The organism is Streptomyces sp. NPDC104761, assembly GCF_055583445.1.
The window spans coordinates 79,650-98,499 of sequence record NZ_JBVJNZ010000020.1 but is presented as its reverse complement, the minus strand read 5'-3'; the positions used below and the strand labels follow the sequence as shown (position 1 = coordinate 98,499).

Sequence of the window (18,850 nt, the reverse complement as noted above, 5' to 3'; positions counted from 1 at the left end):
CCCCTTCGCACTCACCCGCCGGTCCTGTGGTTCCGGCGGGTCGCGACATTACCCCCGAGTAGTGGCAGTTGTGGAGGGGGAGACGTCCATCGTGTTCCAGCCGTTGCCGGTGGTCAGCGGCCCCGCGTCGGGCAGCACACCGCCGCCGGGCAGCGTGAGGGTCGGTTCGGGGACGGGAACCAGCGGCGGCCCGGACTCCGTGGGGACGCCGGCCTTGGGGGACGGGCTGGGGGTGAGCGAGGCGGGCGGGGCCGACGGCGTGTGCGAAGGACCAGGGTCCGGCTTCCGGTCGTCCGACGGCTTCGGACTCCTCGGGTTCTTCAGGCGGGAGGGCTTCGGCCGGTCCGACCGGGATCCGGACGTGTCCGGCACCACGCGGTGTCCGGTCAGGTAGTACGCGTACCACGCCTTGACGGTGCGCAGATAGGCGTCGGAGTGGTTGTAGCCCAGGATCGCCCGGTCCAGGTCGGCGGGGTTCGACAGGTCCCGGCCGCCCGCGCACAGGTAGCGGCCGGCGGCGAGCGCCGCATCGTAGACGTTGTTCGGGTCGGTCCGTCCGTCGCCGTTGCCGTCCGCTCCCCAGCGGGCCCAGGTGGACGGGATGAACTGCATCGGGCCGACCGCGCGGTCGTACATCCTGTCCCCGTCGTACGCGCCGCCGTCGGTGTCCGCCACGACGGCGAAGGCGCCGCCGGTCAGCCGCGGGCCGAGAATGGGTGTCACGGTCGTCCCGTCCGGGGTCACCCGGCCGCCCCGTGCCTGCCCGGACTCCACCTGGCCGATCGCGGCCAGCAGCTGCCAGCGCAGTCCGCAGCGCGGCGCGCTGCGCGCCAGCTCCTCCTCGGCACGCCGGTACGCGGCGAACAGGCTCGCGGGCAGGGCACCGCCGCCCGTCACTCCCTGTGCCGAGCCCTTCTTCCGCGTCCGCAGCGGAGGAAGGCCGGGGCGGTACGGGGTGTCGCCGGACACGCTGAGGCCGTGCCCGGCGGGAGCCGCCGCACGCGCGGGCTCCACGGCCTCGGCCGAGACCGCCCTCGGCGCCTGCGACGCGGTCAGCACGGCCATCGCCGCCGCCGCGATCGCCGTACCCCTGGCACCCCTCAGTGCCCCCTTGAGTGCACGCGCTGTCACTGTGCAGTCCCCTCCATCCCCTCCGTGGCGAATCCGTCGTCTGCTCTACGCGGCCGGAAGGCAGGTCCGTCGCGCGAAACCGGGGGCACGGGAGGCGCATGCCGATCTGGCGGTCGACCGCGGGTGCCACCAGTGGCGCGACGAGGGCGGGTACGCCGAGGCGCCTCCTTGTACGCCTGCGCCCCAGCTCGGACCCTCTGCGTGCCCGACAGCGACGACGGCGGCTCGGCCAGAGGGCCAACTGCTCGGCGAGCCCCGGCTGGTGGGTGGTCCGCGAGCACGGCATGCTCGTCAGCGGGTGTCTCAGCCACAAGGTGTCTCAGGCGGCGCATCTCCCATAGACGGGACGTGACGGGCGTCCCGGCCGCGTGCCGCAGCGGCCGCTCAGAGGTGGTCGTCCAGGAACTTCCGTACCTCGGTGATGGTCATGGGCCCCGTGCGGTGCGCCACCGCCTCTCCCTCCTTCAGCAGGACGTAGGACGGGGCTCCGGTGATCCCGTATCGCTCGGTCGCGGCCGGACAACGCGTGATGTCGGCACGGACGGCCGTCAGGCGGCCCGTGTAGTCGTCGGCGATGTCACCGACGACGAGGTCCATCACCCGGCAGGGCTCGATTGCCTTGGGCCACGTCCCGGTGAAGTACGCGAGGACCGGAACTCCGCTCATCCCGAGGATGAAATTGAACTCCGCGTCCTCACGGGGTCGGTGAACCCGCTTCGTCATGGAGGCTCCTGACCTCATGTTCCGTCATTGCATCCCCATCATCCCTCGCGCGGTGTGCCAGGCCGGCCCGGTCGGTCGGCCGGTTGACCTGCCGGAAGGGAGGCACGGGGCCGTCGCGGAACCACGGTGGTCCCCGGCACGAGCGGCGCGGCCCCAGGCCCCCGGCTCCTGGTGACCCGGCCTGGCCGCCCCCGCGTCAGCTGACCCGGAGACCGACCGCCAGCGTCAGTTCAAGGAACCGGTGCGGTGATGCGAGATCCGGAAACAGCTCCCGCAGCTGCGACATCCGGTACCGGACCGTCTGGGGATGGACGAACAACGCCGCCGCCACCTCGTCCCGCCTGCCCTGGTGCAGCAGCCACGCCCGCAACGTCTCCTCCAGTCGCCGTGCGGTCGCGACAGGCAGGGTCCGCAACGGTGTGAGGGCTCGGGCACGCAGGTCTGCGAACGCGTCCACGTCGGCGCTCAGCACCAGCTCGGGCAGGTGGTCCTCGGTGTCGCGAATATCGGAGGAGAGGGAGCGCGCGCGTAGGGCTCGTGCGTACGAGGCGGACGCACGAGTCCATGGCCGGGCCGGGCCGACCACGGCGGTGCGGTCGGTCAGCTGCCGCAGGAGATGTGACCGGTCGGCATCGGGGACGAGCAGCACACCGGTGGCGTCCGGCAGATCGTCGAGGACGAGGGTGCTGGGGTCGAACGCGCGGTAGGCGGGCCGGGCCTGGGCGGCGGGCAGCAGGACCGCGGTCAGCGAAACCGGAGGCTGCCACCCGGCCCGTTGAGCAGAGGCCAGCAGCACGTCCGGGCTCGCTCCGGCGAGGAGGTCGCGGGCCAGGTGCTCCAGGTGACGCTCGTGATCCCTGCCCCGGGCGGCCAGTTCGTCGGCGTGGCCCGCGGCGCTCGCCGCGGAGAGCTCGTCGATGTAGGCGAAGGTCAGTTCGGCGAACTTGGCGACCTCGGCGGCGGGCAGGCCTGCGGGTACGGCACCCGCAGCCAGGCAGCGCCAGGCCACACGGGCGCCGACGCGGTAGGCGCTGAGCAGGGCGTCCATCGAACGGCCGTCGCGCACCTCGCCGCGGCCCAGCTCGTAGGCCGCGTCACCGCCGTCGCCGCCCGTGGCGTTCCCGCTCGCGAGGTCCAGGTAGTGCCCCAGGGCGGTGCGGACGGCTCGGCGGATGGTGGCGCCCATGTGGCCCGTAAGGGCGTTGGCGTAGGGAGGGACCTCGTCGATGATCGCCTGGACGACCTCGTCGGCGGTGGCCTTCAGCCCAGCCCGAAGAACGGTGACCGTCGTCTCATCCAGGGCCAGTTCGCTGGCCCTCCGGATCACATGGTTCACGTTTTATTCCCTGCGAACAATTCTGCCGTACAGATTTACGTCCTGCGGTCAGGACCTTACGCCCTGAGGCACAGCAAGCTGGAGCCATGACGAGTACAGCCTTCCGCAGCAGGGCGTGGAAACTGCTGGAGATGGCCACGACGCCGCTGCTGCCGTCGGACTACCTCGACCTGGTCAGTCCGCTGCGTGCGGGCGCCGACCTGCGCGGGCGCATCGAGGCCGTGCACCCCGAGACGGGTGACGCCGCGACCATCGTGATCAGACCGGGACGGGGATGGCGCGGCCACACAGCCGGTCAGTACGTGCGGATCGGGGTTGACGTCGACGGGGTGCGCCTGTGGCGCGCCTACTCCATCACCTCGCCGACGAACCGCCAGGACGGCCGCGTCACGATCACCGTGAAGGCGATCCCGGACGGCAAGGTCAGCAACCACCTGGTCCGCAGGGCGACTCCGGGCACGCTGATCCAGCTCGACCAGGCGACCGGTGACTTCGTGCTGCCGCAGGTCAAGCCCGCCAAGGTGCTCTACCTGACGGCCGGCAGCGGCATCACGCCCGTGATGGGCATGCTGCGCGACACCGAGTTCGACGACGTCGTCATGGTCCACTGCGCGCCCCAGCCACAAGACGTGATCTTCCGCAACGAACTGCACGACCTGGTCGCGGACAAGAAGCTGCGGCTCACCGAGGTGCACACCGACACGGACGGCACGCTCGACATCGCCCGTCTCGACGAACTCGTGCCCGACTGGGCCGAGCGCGAGACCTGGGCGTGCGGGCCCGCGGGCCTGCTCGACGCCGCCGAAGAGCACTGGACCGAGCACGGAGTCCAAGAGCGCCTGCACACCGAACGCTTCCGCCCGACCATCGTCGCCGCCGGCGACGGCGGCGAGGTCACGTTCAGCGCCACCGGCAAGACGGTCGACGCGGACGGCGCCACGCCGTTGCTGGACATCGGCGAGGAGGCCGGCGTGCTCATGCCCTCCGGGTGCCGCATGGGCATCTGCTTCGGCTGCGTCACGCCGCTCAAGTCGGGCGCCGTCCGCGACCTGCGCACCGGTGAGATCACCGAGGCCGAGCCGGGCGTCCTCATCCAGACCTGCGTGTCCGCCGCGGCGGGCCCCTGCGACATCGAACGGTAGGAGCACCTTGACCGCCATCGACCCCACCGCCCACCTGACCGCGGAGCAGATCGAGGAGCTCGGCCGCGAGCTGGACGCGATCCGCGACGAGGTGATCGCCGGCCGCGGCGAGAAGGACGCCGCCTACATCCGTAAGGTCATCTCTGCGCAGCGCAAGCTCGAGCTGGCCAGCAGGGTTGTGCTGCTGTTCTCGATCTTCCCGCCCGCGTGGCTGATCGGCACCGCCGGACTGTCCGTGGCGAAGATCATGGACAACATGGAGATCGGCCACAACATCCTGCACGGGCAGTGGGACTGGATGCGGGACCCGAAGATCCACTCCACCACCTGGGAATGGGACCACGTCTCACCGGCCGACCAGTGGAAGCACTCCCACAATGAGCTGCACCACACGTACACCAACGTGATCGGCAAGGACAACGACCTCGGCTACGGCATCATGCGCGTCGACGAGGACCAGAAGTGGCACCCGTTCCACCTCGGCCAGCCGCTGTGGAACTTCCTCAACGCCTGCTTCTTCGAGTACGGCATCGCGGCGTACGACCTGGAACTCGGCAAGAACCTGAACAAGCGCCGCCGCAAGAATCCCGAGTTCCGCGCGCGGGCCAGGGCCGTGGGCCGCAAGATCCGCAAGCAGGTGCTCAAGGACTACGTGATCCACCCGCTGCTGTCGGGCCCGTCGTTCCTCCCCACGCTCGCCGCCACGTTCACCGCGAACCTGGTCCGCAACCTCTGGTCCCACTCGGTGATCATGTGCGGGCACTTCCCCGAGGGCGTGCAGGTCTTCGAGCGCCGGTCGATCAAGGGCGAGACGCGCGGCCAGTGGTACCTGCGCCAGATGATGGGCTCGGCGAACATCAGCGGCAGCAGGGCCATGCACTTCATGACCGGCAACCTGTCGCACCAGATCGAGCACCACCTGTTCCCGGACCTGCCGAGCAACCGGTACGCCGAGGTCGCGGTGAAGGTGCGCGCGCTGTTCGAGAAGTACGAGCTGGAGTACGTCACCGGGCCGCTGCCCAAGCAGGTGTTCTCCGCGTGGCGCAAGGTCTTCCGGCTCTCGCTGCCGAACAAGAAGCCCGTAGTCAGGACGCCGGACCGCGAACAGGAACTCGTCGCGGCCTGATTCCCGGGGCGCCGGCTTGGTCGTGGAGGGCGGTACAACGAAGTGGAGCTCCTGGCAGACGGGTTCACGACCAAGATCACCCGTTGTCCACCAGGAGCTTCCGTGCTTGTCCACCCGTCCGGGACCGACCTGTCCGGTTCGAGCCTGCGGCTCCTCGCGCGTCACCTGCGGCGGCGCCGTCGTGAGATCGGCAGTCGATGGTGACGCCTGTCCACAGGCCGCCAGGCCCTGCTCACGCTCGGGCACCTGCGGTGCGGCGATGTATCCGGCGGTGCATCGCGTTCAGGTCGTCGTCCCGCTGCGGGGCTGCGTGACCGGGGTCAGGACCGCGACCTCCCAGCCGAAGCCCACCAGCAGCCGGCCGTCCGGGGTGAGTTTCACCGCATGGACGGGCGCGGGGAACACCAAGGGATGTCCGGTCGGACGGCCGGTGGTCAGGTCCCACACCCGCACGATCCCGTTCCGGCTGCCGCTGGCGGCGATCGGACGGCCGTCCGCCACTCCCGTCGCCACCGCCCGCACCTCGTCGGTGTGGCTGATGAGGGGGGCGCCGACGGGGCGCCCGGTGGTCAGGTCCCACACGCGCACCGTCCCGTCCCGGCTTCCGGTCACGGCGACCGGGCCGCTGTCCACCACCGCGGTCGCCACCGCCGTCGCGATCGCGCGGACCAAGCCGATGCGGCCGGTGAGCGGATCGCCGACCGGGCGTCCGGTGGTCAGGTCCCAGACCCGCACCGTCGTGTCCCAACTTCCGGTGACCGCGACCGGGCGACCTCGCACCACTGCGGTCGCCACCGACCCCACCAGGCCGTAGTGGCCGGTGAGGGGCTCGCCGACGGGGCGGGCGGTGGTCAGGTCCCACACCCAGATCGTTCCGTCGTGGCCGCTGGCGACGGCCACCGGGGTCCCGGCCAGCACCGCCGTCGCCAGTGACCACACGGGCCCGGTGTGGCCGACGAGGGGTTGCCCCAAGGGCGCGCCGGTGGCCAGGTCCCACACCCGCACCGTTCCTTCCCAGCCACTGGTGAGGACGACCGTGCGGTCGTCGACCACGGCGGTGGCCAGCGCCTCCACGACGAGGGAGCCGGTGACGGGTGCGGCGGCGGGCCGACCGGTTGCCAGGTCCCAGACCCGCACGGTCGCGTCCCGGCTGCTGGTGACCGCGACCGGGCGGCCGTCCACCACCGCCTCGGCCACGGCTCGCCCGTGGTCGGTGTGGCCGATGCGGGGGGCGCCGACGGGGCGGCCGGGTGACAGGTCCCAGACGCGCACTTCTCCGTCCTCGTTGCCACCGGTGAGAGCGACCTGACGACCGTTCACCTCCGCGGTGGCCGCCGCCCACACCCCGTCGACATGGCCGGCCAGCGGACTGCCGATGGGGCGGCCGGTGGTCAGGTCCCACACCCGCACCATCCCGGCCTGGCCACCGCCGACCGCGACAGGACGGCCCTGCACCGTCCCGGTGGCCAGTGCCTGCACCCCGTCGGGGGCGCCGGTGAGGAGTTCGCCGCGCAGGCGCCCGGTGGTCAGGTCCCACACCCGCACCGTCCCGTCATGGCTGCCGCTGACAGCCACCGGACGACCGTCCACCACCGCGGTGGCCAGGGCCCGCACCCCTGAGCTGTGACCGGTGAGCGGTTCGCCGACCGGGTGGCCGGTGGCCGGGTCCCACACCCGCACCGTCCCCTCCCAGGTGCCGGCGACGGCGACCGGGCGGCCGTCCACGACCCCCGCCGCCAGCGCCTCCACCGGGCCGTCGCGGCCGCTGAGGGGCTTGCCGACGGGCCGGCCGTTGGTCAGGTCCCACACCCGCACGGTCCCGTCCCGGCTGCTGCTCATGCCGAGCGGGCACCCGTCCGACACCACCGTCGCCACCGCTGTGACGACTGCGGTGTGGCCGGTGAGGGGTGTGCTGACGGGGCGTCCGGTGGTCAGGTCCCAGAGCCGTACGGTCCCGTCCCGGCTGCCTCCGAAGACAACCGGGCAGTCCCGCACCACAGCCGTCGCCACCGCGCACACCTCGCCGTCCAGGCCGGTGAGGAGTTCGCCGACGGGACTCCCGGCGGCCAGGTCCCACACCCGCACCGTGCGGTCGTAGCTGCTGCAGGTGACGGCGATCGGGCGCCCCCCGACGATCCCCGTCGCCACCCCGCGCACGCGCTCGGTGTGGCCGATCAGAGCCTGACGGAACCGGTGGTCGACCGTGCTGCCGGTGGCCCAGGCCACCTCCCATCGTCTGTCCGCACCGTCGTCGACCGGCACGGCGCTGATCCGCGCCGACAGGCCCGGAGCCCCGTAGCGGGCGGCGTCCAGCGCCAGCATCTGCCGACGCACCCCCGGACCCGCCTGTCGGTGCAGATGCGCCGATGCCCGGTACACCGCTGCCGCCAACCGCCCGGCGAGCCCAGGGGCTGCTGCCAACAGCTCGAGCACCGCCTCGGGGTCAGCGTGTACCAGGAACGCCGGATCGAGGAACTTGGCTTCCGCACCGGCGGATTCGGCGTCAGCGCCCGCGACGCCCAGGCCATCGGACCAGCCATGCATGCCATCGCCCCCCATCAGCGCATCAGCCCCTCGAGGCGCGGCTCAGCCGGGCGGCTGCGGCGCGGGCGAAGACGCACCCCTCGCCACAGGGCCCAGGCCAGACCGAGCACGAGCGGGACCTGGAGAACCTGCTGGACCACCGCGGGGCCGGGGGCGCTTCCCCCCTCGGCCGGGGCCAACCCCCGGGTGTCGACGGTCACCATGTAGGTGCCACCCACCACCCAGTGCCAGCCGACAAGGGTGCCCCCCTGGATCGGGGCCAACGGTGGGCCGTCGAGGACGGAGACGGTGTAGGTCTCGGTACTCCCACCGCTCATGCCGTCCTCGGCTACCTGGACCCCCAGGACCGTGACGTGTTCGGTGCGCCCGTGCTGGTGCAACTCCTGCTGGTCCAGCTCGGACCTCTGCAGGACCAGAGCCGCCAGCAGACACAGCACGCCCAGGACCCACCGCAGGCCCAAGCGGCAGACGCCAGGAAGCAAGCAGGCACCCAGGAGCACCAGCACGCCCAGGAGGTCCATCCACTCGGCCCGGCTGAAGAAGGAGGTACGTGCGATCAGGCGCACGATCGCCCACAACCCGCACGCGCCCCCGACGCTTGCCGCAGCGGGACCCAGCCGTCGGATGAACGCTCCTGCCGTGGGGAGCCGTGGGCCCGACGGGCTTCGTACGGCGTCCTCTTCGTCCGTGCCCATGCCCGTCTCCGTCCTCCACGCAACCCGGATGCTCTCCGGTAGCCACCGCACGAGGCTTCGACTCCACAAAGTAGAGATTGTTCAACGATCCTACAAGAGGTCATCCCTACGGACGTAGACATCCCTCTGCCCTGGAAACCCCAACTGGACAGAGGGGGGCAGGTTTTGTTCAACGAGCATTCGAGGCCCTCAGCAGATCCGGTGACGGTCGAGGAAGACGGATGGGCACAGCTCACTCGGCTCGTGGGTTGCCGGACTGGAGAGGGACCAAGGCCAGCTCGGTCGCGGCAGCACAGCTGAGCGGGTAACCGGCGTGCCACGCCGACGAGTGACGGAGGGTGATATCCCGCCCGGGAACACGGTTGTCCGAGGAAGTCGTGGGGGCGGCCTTGGGAGTGTCCCGCAACACCTTGCGTGAGGCCTTCCGACTGCTGACCCATGAGCGGCTGCTGGTACACGAGTTGAACCACGGCGTATTCGTACGCACCTTGGACGGCGACGACTGGCACTACGGGGGCGGGGTGGCCCAGTTCATGGCGGACCTGGTCAGCGGCAGGCTGGAGCTGTGGGGGCTACCGTCGGTGAGCCGCGAGGTGAGTGCCCGCTGAGGAGCCGGTGGCCGCGGCAGGTCGCCGATGAGCGGCAATGCCGACGCAGCGGGGAAGTGCGTCGACGGCTTCAAGCTCCCGTGTCCCCGCAAGTCGTACGAGGGGTATTGACGGACCTCGCCGACACCTTAAGATCACTGCTGCTCGAAGTACCGATCGCTGTACGAGATACCGAACAAGGTCGGTTGGCGGCTTCGACGGGCTGCCCTGTTCCGGCCGGTACGCAACGCAACGGTCCGTCACAAAGGAATGAGCCGCATGCCTGCAGAATCCGGAGTGCCGCGCAGAACTGTCCTCACCGTCCTGGGCGCCGCCTCCCTCGCTGGGACCTTCGCCGCCGGTCCCGCCGGGGCCGCCGAACTCACCGGCACAGCCCCGAGCGCCACTGCCGCAGACCTCCCCGCCGCAGCCGCCCACTGGACCTTCGACGAAGGCTTCGGCACCTTGGCCGCAGACTCCTCCGGCAACGGTCGCATGGCGGCGATCCAGGGCGCGGCCGGCTGGGACACCGGCAAGGTCGGCACCCACAGCCTGAGCCTCAAGGCGGGCGGCAACGCCACGGCGTCCGGGCCGGCCCTTGACACCTCCCAGGCGTTCTCGGTGGGCGCCTGGGTCAACCTCGCTCAACTCGGCGGCTACCAGACCGCCGTCAGTATCGACGGCAAGGTCGTCAGCGCCTTCTACCTGGGGCTGCGCGACGACACCGGCACCTTCGCCTTCGCGCGGCTCGACTCGGACGCCACTCAGAGTGCCGCGGTGGCGGCCGCCGCTTCAGCGTCCACCACCGGCACCTGGACCCACCTGGTCGGCGTCAGCGACCCGACCGCCGGTGTCATTCGCCTCTACGTCAACGGCGTTCTGGAGGGGGAGACCGCCTATGCCGCGGGCTGGGCCGGCAGCGGCGACACCGCCATCGGCCGTGCGCTCTACGGCGGTGGGCAGGTCGACCAGTGGCACGGCCTGATCGACGACGTGTGGATGTTCCCGTCCGTCCTCACCTCCGACCAGATCGCGGCACTGGCCGGCGTTCCGGTGGAGACCACGACACCGCTGCTGAGCGTGGACGTCGGCACCCCCGCGCATGCCGTGTCGCCGATCCTTCCGGGCCTGATGTTCGAGGACATCAACCACTCCGGCGAGGGCGGCATCTACGCGGAACTGGTGCAGAACCGCTCGATGATGGCCAGCGACACGTCGCCCGTCCACTGGTCCGCCGTCGGCGGAACGACCCTCGCCCTCGACACCGCCGCCCCGCTCAACGCCGCACTCGACCGTTCCCTCAAGGTGGTGCTGGCCGGCAGCACCGGCGCCGGAAACCGGGCCGGTGTCGCCAACGACGGCTTCTGGGGGATACCCGTGCGGCCCAGAACCACTTACACCGCCCGTCTGTTCGCCAAGGCGTCGCGACGCATCGGTCCGCTCACGGTGGCCATCGAGTCGGCGGACGGCGCGACGGTGTACGCATCCGCCCACGTGCCCCACATCGGCACCGTCTTTCCAGGCCGCCCGTTCGAGTTGACCCTGCGCACCAGTTCGCACACCCCCGTGGTCGGTGACGCAAGGCTGACCGTCACCACGGCCGACCCCGAGGCGGCGGGCGAGACCCTGTGGCTCCAGCACGTGTCCCTCTTCCCGCCCACGTACAACAACCGGCCCAACGGCCTGCGCATCGACCTGATGGACAAACTTGTCGCTCTGAAGCCGAAGTTCCTGCGCTTCCCCGGCGGAAACTTCGTCGAAGGCAACACCGTTGCGACACGGTTCAACTGGAAGAACACCATCGGTCCGGTCTGGGAGCGTCCCGGCCACATGGACGACGCCTGGGGCTACTGGTCCACGGACGGCCTCGGACTCCTCGAATACCTGCAATGGGTCGAGGACATGCACGCCCAGCCGGTCCTCGCCGTCTACGCCGGCTACTCGCTCAAGGGTGAACACGTCACCGGCGACGCGCTGGGGCCGTTCGTCCAGGACGCACTCGACGAGATCGAGTACGTCACCGGTCCTGCCACCAGCGCCTGGGGCGCACGACGTGCCGCCGACGGACATCCGGAGCCGTTCCCGCTGGAGTTCGTGGAGATCGGCAACGAGGACTGGTTCGACTCCTCCGGGTCCTACAACGAGCGGTTCGCTGCCTTCTACGACGCGATCAAGGCGAAGTACCCGCAGCTGAAGCTGATCGCCACGACGTCCGTGACGAGCCGCACCCCGGACCTGATCGACGAGCACTACTACCTCGCGCCGTCCGCTGCCCAGGCCTCCACCCACAAGTACGACAACCGGGACCGCAATTCCACCAAGGTGTTCGTCGGAGAATGGGCCGCGCAGGAGGGCCGCCCCACACCCGACCTCAACGCGGCACTCGGCGACGCCGCTTGGCTGGCCGGGTTGATCCGCAACTCGGACCAGGTCCTCATGGAGTGCTACGCGCCGCTCTTCTCCCACGTCGAGAACAACGTCTGGGCCACCAACCTGATCGCCTACGACAACCTGACCAGCTACGTGTCGCCCAGCTACTGGGCACAGCACATGCTGACGAGCAGGGTCGGCACCACGGTGCTGCCGGCCACCGCGCGGGCGCTGCCCGGCCTGGCCACCGTGGCCACCCGTTCCAGGAACCGCCTCTACCTGGCGGTCGTCAACTCCGGGACGGAGAAGGTGAACCTGCCGATCGAGCTGAAGGGGCTGGTGAAGGGGGTCAAGAGGCGTGCCACCGCAACGGTCCTGACCGGCCCCTCGCGCGCCACGACCAACACGCTCACAGACCCCGACACGTTGGTGCCCAGGACGAGCACCGTGACCGGCGCGGCAGCGTCCTTCACCAGCACCGTGCCGCCGCTCTCGGTCACCGTACTGGAACTCGTCCTGACCTGATCGGTCACTGCCCGACACCCCTGCTTCTCGGCGCACGTCGGTTTCAGAAGCAGGGCTTGCCGGCCGAGCCGGCCTTGCGGACGCTGTCCTGTGCGCGCTGGCCCAGCGCGGCGGGAGCGGTCTCGGTCAGGCCGTACGCCTGGAGGAAGGTCAGGCCGCGGTCCTGGTATGTGTGGATGACGTCTTCACCGCAACAGTCGGTCGCGGTGGGGCACCGCGACCTGCTTCGCCGCCGCAACGCCGAGGCCTCCCGCCCCGAACGTCCCAGGCGACCGCACGCCGTACGGTCCGTCAGTGTGTTCGGCGTCCTTGGCAGCACGGTCGCCGCATCCCCTGTGTGGAACATCCTCGAGGAGCACGGCATCGGCACCGCACCCGAGCGCACCTGCACAACCGGCGCTGCATTCCTACGCCGTCAAGCACAGGCCATCCGCGCCGTCGATGTCTTCGTGACCAAGACCCTGACCGGGGCGACCCCGTACGTCCTCGCGAGGTCGAGCACGCCACCCGGCGTGCGCGGATCACCGGTGCGAGCGCGCACCCGACCACGGCATGGGTCAGCCGACTCGCGCGAAATACGCTCATGGACCTTCAGGGCACGGACGCCGGCGTGGCACCCTCGATGAGCAGGGCAGGGCCCTTGCCTGCCTGCCAGTTGCCGGTCGTGCGACGCAGGACGCCGTCGTCGTCGAACTCCGGCCTCGGCAGCCGTAGCGTCACGTCGGCGCGGTCGGCCAGAGCCACGTCGGCCTTCTTGAACATCTCGTCGAGCTGTGTCCCGACTCACACGCCGGACGGGCAGATCGAAGCGAGGATAAGGACAACGGTTCGATCTCTGTGCCTGTCAGAGGCTGGACACCGGAGTCCTGGTGCGCGGTAACGTGCCCGCTCGGCCTGATCATCGTACTGTCCAGGGACTGTTATGCCCGATCCTTTCACGCCGCCGGACGACCGGCCGGCAGCGCCCGTGACCGCCCGTGTGACGGCCGAGTCTCGAGCCGGATCCTTGAGGCGGCGTCAGTTGCTGTGGTCCGTGCTGCCACCGGGCGTGGTCGCCGTGGTCGGTGCGGTGGCCACCGCGCTGGTCAGTGATGGCCACCTGGACCGGGCGGACCAGGTGGCGATGTCCGGCGGTGTGGTCCTCGTCGGCGCCGTGGCGGCAGGAATCGCGGGTGCGAGGGCTTCGGCGGAGGCGCGAGCAGTCACCAAGCGCTGGACGGAGCTGTCCCGTGCGGCCGACCGGGACCGTGCCGAGCTGGCCGAGCTGATCCGTGTCACAGCCGAGGGCAGAGCCGAACTGGAGTCACTGTTCCATCGGCTGAGGGCCGGGGAGCCCCCGGTGCGGCGTCGGCCGGAACTGCCCCCGCAGACCGGCCCGGACGAACTCTCCCGCCTCGGATTCGAGATCGCCGCGGCCCGGCACGAGGCGGAGGCAGCCCTGCTGGAGACCGCCGTTGGTGCGCTCGGCGCGGAACACACCGCCCGGCTCGAGCAGTTCGAGGTGTTCGCCAACCTGGCGCGTCGACTCGAGTCACTGGTGCACCGCGAGATCGGGCTGCTGGACAGCCTGGAGAACGAGGTCGAGGACCCCGACCTGCTCAAGGGGCTGTTCCGGGTGGACCATCTGTCCACCCGGATCCGCCGCTACGCCGAGAACCTGGCCGTGCTCGGCGGCGCGAACACCCACCGCCAGTGGACCCGTCCCGTCGGCCTGACCGACGTGCTACGTTCCGCCGTCGCCGAGATCGACCAGTACGCCCGGGTCAGGCTGGTCCCGCCCATCGAAGGAACGGTCAGCGGCCACGCCGTGGTCGACGTCGTCCATCTGCTGGCCGAGCTGCTGGAGAACGCGACGGTCTTCTCACCGCCCCAGACCACCGTGCACGTGCGGGTCGAACCCGTCGCTGCCGGGGTGGCGATCGAGGTCGAGGACCGAGGCCTGGGCGTGTCGGCAGCCGAGCGCAACCAAATGAACACGGTGTTGGGCGCACCCGACAAGGTCGCCCTCGGCGAGCTGCTGCAGGACGGCCGGATCGGCCTGTACGTGGTCTCGGTCCTGGCCCAGCGGCATGACATCGCCGTGCAGTTGCAGAGCAACGTCTACGGCGGCACGCAGGCCGTCATGGTGTTGCCCACGGCACTGCTCGGCCCGCAGCCGGCAGCTCCCGCGCCCGAGCACCCCGCTGTCGCGACCCCTGACGCGGTGCCGCACGCCCCAGGGGAACCCGAGGCGACGGACCCTCCGGCGACAGTGCCGATCGTCGTCGCGGATCCGCGCGTGTCCGATTCCGAACCCCCGCCCGCCCCGGTGCCCTCCGACAGCGAGGACGACCGTCCGCGGCTGCCTCAGCGCCGCCGCCAGGACCACCCCGCCGAACAGCCGCACCCGGTCCCCGGCACCGGTGCCGCCGAGGACATCGCACACGACCCGGGCCTGATGGCCGCGTTCCAGACCGGACTGCGCAGAGCCGAGGAAGCGGAGACGCACTGACAGCCGAGCCGCCCTGAAGGCCCCCGGGCCCCGTCCAGCAAGCCGTTTCCTTCCGTCGAAGAGGAGTACACGATCGTGGCGAGCGAAGACCTTTCCTGGCTGTTGACGGGTCTGGTGAACCGGGTGCCACACACCCGAAGTGCCTTGTTGCTGTCCTCGGACGGACTGGTGAAGGCAGCGGAGGGGCTCGACGGCGACGCCGCGGACCAGTTGGCCGCCCTTGCCAGCGGGCTGTACTCGTTGGCGCGCAGCGCGGGCCGGCACTTCGACGACGGCGGTGACGTGCGACAGATCGTGACGGAACTCAGCTCCTCGCTGCTGTTCGTCTCGTCCGCCGGGCACGGCGCGGTGCTGGCGGTGCTGGCCGGACGCGAGGCGGACGCAGCGGTGCTGGGCTACGAGATGGGGATGATGGTGAAGAGCGTGCGCCCGCACCTGGCCACACCGCCCCGGCACCCGGTGGGATAACCGATGACGCCGGTCCTCCCCGACGGACCGCTGATCGACGAAGCGGTCGGGCGGCTGGTCCGTCCCTACACCGTGAGCGACGGCCGGACCAGGGCCACGTCCCACTTCACGCTCGTGACCGTGGTGCGGGCCACCGGCGCCCAGACACAGGGCGCCTTCGGACTGGACCACGCGCAGGTGCTGGCGCTGTGCGAGCGGCCGGTGAGCGTCGCCGAGGTCGCGGCCCGGATGCAGGTGCCCGCCGCCGTGGTCAAGGTGCTGCTGTCCGATCTGGCCGAGGGCGGCGCGGTGGTCGCCGGTGATGCGCCCCCGCCTGCCCCGGGCCACTCCGCACGACCTGATCGAGACCTCCTGGAAGCGGTACGCGATGGCCTCCTCAAACGACTGTGATCCGCTGCCCGCCAATGTCCTGCCGGTGGGCATCAAGGTGCTCGTCGCCGGCGGGTTCGGCGTGGGAAAGACGACCTTCGTCAACGCGCTCAGCGAGATCGAGCCGCTGAGCACCGAGGAGCTGCTGACCGCGGTCAGCGCGGCCACGGACCGGCTGGACGGGGTGGAGAACAAGGCCACCACCACGGTGGCCCTGGACTTCGGCCGGATCACGCTCAGCCCGTCCCATGTCCTGTACTTGTTCGGCACGCCGGGACAGGAACGCTTCTGGTTCATGTGGGACGAGCTCTCCGAGGGAGCGCTCGGGGCGGTGGTCCTCGCCGACACCCGCAGGCTGGAGCACTCCTTCGCGGCGGTGGACTTCTTCGAGCGGCGCGGCATCCCCTTCGTCGTCGCCGTCAACGAGTTCGACGGCGCCCACCGCTACCGCGCGGAGGAGGTGCGGACCGCTCTCGACCTCAGGCAGGAGGTGCCGGTGGTGCTGTGTGACGCCCGCGTCCAGAGCGCGGGCATCCGCGTGTTGCTCGACCTGATTCAGTATCTGCTCACGACAAGGAGTTCCCATGGCAGCGACACCGACCAACTCCTCCGGGCCTGAGTCCGGGATCGCCCTGCGACACCTGCTCCTCCCCCCGGAGGACCCGCAGGTGCGTACCCGAACCGAGCGGCTGCGCGAGCTGGGCATCGAAGCCCGCCCGGATGCGGAACTCGACGCCTTCGCGCGGAAGCTGGCACACCGCATCGGTGGCTGCTACGCCGGGGTCAACTTCTTCCTCGACGCCGACCGCCAGTACTTCGCAGGGTTGTACAGCGTCGCACAGGACACCACGGTCCACGTGGGACCGCCGTTGCTGGAGGACCCGGTGCCCGGCCGCGTCATGCCCCGCGACATCGACATGGGTATCTGCCCGCACGTGGTCAAGCGCCGCCGGGCGCTGGTGCTGGAAGACATCCGGGACTTCCCGCGGTTCGCCGGTAACCCCGTGGTCGACGCGATCGGCGTCCACTCCTACCTGGGCGCACCGCTGATAGACAGCACCGGCGTGGTGCTCGGCACGGTCTGCGTGGTCGACCAGGACCCGCACCCATGGGGGCGTACGGGGCTGGAAACCATCAAGGCCATGGCGGCGGAACTGGTCGAACGGCTCGAGGAGTCGGCGCGCCGTCGCGGCTGACCGGCGGCCAGTGAGCGGCTCCGACCGTCGGGAGGGCGCCGGGCGCGTGGACGGGCGAGCCGGCCCGGCGGAGCCGGCGGACAGCCAACTCCTTTTGGACACGCAGCGTTTACATGCGTTCGACCCGTCGACCGGCGGGACTTGTTATGGTGTTACTCATTGGTAGCAAGTTGAGTGGGGGGCGCGGGGAGACCTGCGGCCATTTCGCCGCCGGGCTGGTGGCGAGGCGGATGACCTGGCAAGGGGGCCCGGTCAACAGCTTCTGCGCGTGCGCATCAGGCGCCCGTCGAGCTCCGGTTCCCTCACCCGCTGACCCGGACAGGTGGAACTCGACGCATGGCTCGTTCCCTGGTCGAATTACTGACCGTACACGCCCAGCAACAGCCCGACCGCACCGCCTACCGGTACCTCCTCACCGGCGACTGCGACGGGGACACCCAGGAGATCTCGTACGGACAGCTGGCCCGCCGCTCCCGGGCCGTCGCCGCCTGGCTCCAGGACCGTGGCCTGGCCGGCTCGCGTGCCCTCCTGCTCCATCCGCCCGGCCTGGAGTTCGTCTCCGCCTTTCTGGGCTGCCTCGCCGCCGGCGTGGTCGCCGTGCCGGGGGTGCCCCCGAAGGGACGGTCGCAGAACCACCGCGCTCTCATCCGGATGAAGCGTCTGATGGCCGACTCCGACGCCAAGGTGATCCTCGCAAGCCGTGAAGTCATCCGCGCCTCGCGCACCTGGACCGAGCACCTGCCCGACCTGGACGCGGTCACCTGCGTCGCCACCGAGGACATCCCCGACGACGCGGCCGGCTCCTGGCACGCCCCCGACCTCACCGCCGACTCGGTGGCCTTCCTGCAGTACACCTCCGGCTCCACCTCCGCTCCGCGCGGTGTGGCGGTCACCCACGGCAACCTGCTGGACAATGAACGGATCATCACCGAGCGGATGGGGCACACCCCGGACGTTCTCGCGGAGTACGACGGCGAATTGATCCTCAGCTGGCTCCCCGTGTACCACGACATGGGTCTCATGGGCCCGGTGCTGAACACGCTGTACCTGGGCGCCACGGCCACGCTCTTCTCGCCGCTGCACTTCCTGCAGAGCCCCGATCGCTGGCTGACCGCGATCAGCCGCTACCGGCCGCACACCAGCGGCGGCCCGAACTTCGCCTACGAGCTGTGTCTGAAGCACGCCACCGCCGACCTGGTCGACAGCCTCGACCTGAGCGCGTGGAAGGTCGCCTTCAACGGCGCCGAACCGGTGCGCGCGGCCACGCTGCGACGATTCAGCCAGGCCTTCCGCGCGGCCGGCTTCCGCCATCAGGCGTTCTACCCCTGCTACGGCCTGGCCGAGGCCACCTTGATGGTCACCGGCGGTGCGGTGGACGCGCCGCCCACCCTGCTGGAGGCCGCCGAGACCGGCCCGCACGCCGGCGAGGCGGACGCGGCCGCCGTGGGCTGCGGCCGGCCCGGGGCCGGGATCACCGTGGTGATCGCCGACCCCGACCGGCAGGAGGAACTGCCCGAGGGCGAGGTCGGCGAGATCCGGGTCGCCGGCGCGAGTGTGGCCAAGGGTTACTGGCGCAACACCCTTGCCACCCGCGAGACCTTCCGCGCCACCCTGTCCGGCCGCGAGGGCCGCTTCCTGCGCACGGGCGACCTCGGCTTCCTGCGGGACGGCGAACTGTTCGTCACCGGCCGCCTGAAGGACCTCGTCGTCATCGACGGGCGTAACCACTACCCGCAGGACCTGGAGCTGTCCGCGGAGTTGTCCCACCCGGCACTGCGGCCCGGCTGCACCGCGGCGTTCTCCGTGGACGCCGGCGGCGTGGAGGGCGAACAGGTCGTCGTGGTGGCCGAGGTGGCGCCCGAGGCGGCCGGCGAGGCCGAGAAGATCACCGACCTGGTGCGCAGCGCGATCGGTCAGGCCCATGGCCTGTCGGTGAGGGACGTGGTGCTGGTCCGCCCCGGCACCATCCCGAAGACGTCCAGCGGGAAGATCCAGCGCCACGCCTCCCGGGCGGCCTACCTCGACGGCGCCCTCGCCTCGGTGGACGTGCCCGTCACGGGATGACCCCACCAGCCGCCGGCGCGCCCGCCCGCGCCGGCCGCACGTCCGTCGACTTCGGCCGTACCTCACCCGATCTCAGCCGTACG

General features: G+C 70.8%; 16 protein-coding genes and 1 pseudogene. 10 read left to right on the top strand and 7 right to left on the bottom strand.

What is annotated here, in order from left to right; translation table 11 throughout:
• Window positions 1-48: 48 nt before the first annotated feature.
• The 3 genes from ACZ63F_RS38005 to ACZ63F_RS37995 form a co-directional block, all read right to left on the bottom strand.
• A complete protein-coding gene (locus ACZ63F_RS38005) occupies window positions 49-1,065 on the bottom strand; it encodes a lytic transglycosylase domain-containing protein (RefSeq protein ID WP_469718261.1) in 1,017 nt (338 codons plus the stop codon).
• A 450-nt stretch (window positions 1,066-1,515) separates the two neighbouring features.
• A complete protein-coding gene (locus ACZ63F_RS38000; protein WP_469718209.1) occupies window positions 1,516-1,854 on the bottom strand; it encodes a thioredoxin family protein in 339 nt (112 codons plus the stop codon).
• Window positions 1,855-2,050: 196 nt separating this feature from the next.
• A complete protein-coding gene (locus ACZ63F_RS37995) occupies window positions 2,051-3,190 on the bottom strand; it encodes a PucR family transcriptional regulator (protein WP_469718207.1) in 1,140 nt (379 codons plus the stop codon).
• 86 nt (window positions 3,191-3,276) lie between these two features.
• Here ACZ63F_RS37995 and ACZ63F_RS37990 point away from each other — a divergent pair, with 86 nt between their 5' ends.
• A complete protein-coding gene (locus ACZ63F_RS37990) occupies window positions 3,277-4,332 on the top strand; it encodes a ferredoxin reductase (protein WP_469718206.1) in 1,056 nt (351 codons plus the stop codon).
• 7 nt (window positions 4,333-4,339) lie between these two features.
• Entirely contained in the window at window positions 4,340-5,458 is a 1,119-nt protein-coding gene (locus ACZ63F_RS37985) for a fatty acid desaturase family protein (RefSeq protein WP_469718204.1), read from the top strand.
• Between the two features lie 282 nt (window positions 5,459-5,740).
• Here ACZ63F_RS37985 and ACZ63F_RS37980 read toward each other — a convergent pair whose 3' ends face one another.
• Complete coding sequence (locus tag ACZ63F_RS37980; RefSeq protein ID WP_469718203.1) at window positions 5,741-7,780, bottom strand: WD40 repeat domain-containing protein; 2,040 nt, start codon at window positions 7,778-7,780, stop codon at window positions 5,741-5,743.
• A gap of 236 nt (window positions 7,781-8,016) precedes the next feature.
• A complete protein-coding gene (locus tag ACZ63F_RS37975) occupies window positions 8,017-8,568 on the bottom strand; it encodes a hypothetical protein (protein WP_469718202.1) in 552 nt (183 codons plus the stop codon).
• A gap of 385 nt (window positions 8,569-8,953) precedes the next feature.
• On the opposite strand from ACZ63F_RS37975, the pseudogene ACZ63F_RS37970 reads away from it, so the two are divergent.
• Both ACZ63F_RS37970 and ACZ63F_RS37965 read left to right on the top strand, forming a co-directional pair.
• Window positions 8,954-9,200: pseudogene (locus ACZ63F_RS37970) on the top strand (GntR family transcriptional regulator); the annotation flags it as partial.
• 363 nt (window positions 9,201-9,563) lie between these two features.
• Window positions 9,564-12,179 (top strand): LamG-like jellyroll fold domain-containing protein, encoded by a 2,616-nt coding sequence (locus ACZ63F_RS37965; protein WP_469718201.1) that lies wholly within the window; start codon window positions 9,564-9,566, stop codon window positions 12,177-12,179.
• 43 nt (window positions 12,180-12,222) lie between these two features.
• Here the strand turns inward: ACZ63F_RS37965 and ACZ63F_RS37960 are convergent, their stop codons facing one another.
• Together ACZ63F_RS37960 and ACZ63F_RS37955 are read right to left on the bottom strand one after the other, a co-directional pair.
• The gene (locus ACZ63F_RS37960) at window positions 12,223-12,417 is read right to left on the bottom strand and encodes a hypothetical protein (protein WP_469718199.1); all 195 of its coding nucleotides are present in this window, start codon (window positions 12,415-12,417) and stop codon (window positions 12,223-12,225) included.
• Between the two features lie 353 nt (window positions 12,418-12,770).
• Complete coding sequence (locus ACZ63F_RS37955; RefSeq protein WP_469718198.1) at window positions 12,771-12,923, bottom strand: hypothetical protein; 153 nt, start codon at window positions 12,921-12,923, stop codon at window positions 12,771-12,773.
• 277 nt (window positions 12,924-13,200) lie between these two features.
• Between ACZ63F_RS37955 and ACZ63F_RS37950 the strand changes: the two genes are divergently transcribed.
• From ACZ63F_RS37950 to ACZ63F_RS37925, 6 genes are all read left to right on the top strand, one after another.
• Window positions 13,201-14,670: a sensor histidine kinase gene (locus ACZ63F_RS37950; protein WP_469718197.1), complete on the top strand. Its 1,470-nt coding sequence runs from the start codon at window positions 13,201-13,203 to the stop codon at window positions 14,668-14,670.
• 75 nt (window positions 14,671-14,745) lie between these two features.
• On the top strand, window positions 14,746-15,138 hold the full coding sequence (locus ACZ63F_RS37945; protein WP_093498009.1) for a roadblock/LC7 domain-containing protein: 393 nt from the start codon (window positions 14,746-14,748) through the stop codon (window positions 15,136-15,138).
• A gap of 3 nt (window positions 15,139-15,141) precedes the next feature.
• Entirely contained in the window at window positions 15,142-15,528 is a 387-nt protein-coding gene (locus ACZ63F_RS37940) for a DUF742 domain-containing protein (protein ID WP_093498008.1), read from the top strand.
• Window positions 15,506-16,126 (top strand): GTP-binding protein, encoded by a 621-nt coding sequence (locus tag ACZ63F_RS37935; protein ID WP_093498007.1) that lies wholly within the window; start codon window positions 15,506-15,508, stop codon window positions 16,124-16,126. Before ACZ63F_RS37940 ends, ACZ63F_RS37935 begins: the two co-directional genes overlap by 23 nt.
• Window positions 16,092-16,703 carry a GAF domain-containing protein gene (locus tag ACZ63F_RS37930; RefSeq protein ID WP_469718195.1) on the top strand — a complete coding sequence of 204 codons (612 nt, stop codon included), beginning with the start codon at window positions 16,092-16,094 and terminating at the stop codon, window positions 16,701-16,703. The genes ACZ63F_RS37935 and ACZ63F_RS37930 overlap by 35 nt, the downstream gene beginning before the upstream one ends.
• Before the next feature lie 336 nt (window positions 16,704-17,039).
• Window positions 17,040-18,767 carry a fatty acyl-AMP ligase gene (locus tag ACZ63F_RS37925; RefSeq protein WP_469718194.1) on the top strand — a complete coding sequence of 576 codons (1,728 nt, stop codon included), beginning with the start codon at window positions 17,040-17,042 and terminating at the stop codon, window positions 18,765-18,767.
• The last annotated feature ends 83 nt before the right edge of the window (window positions 18,768-18,850 follow it).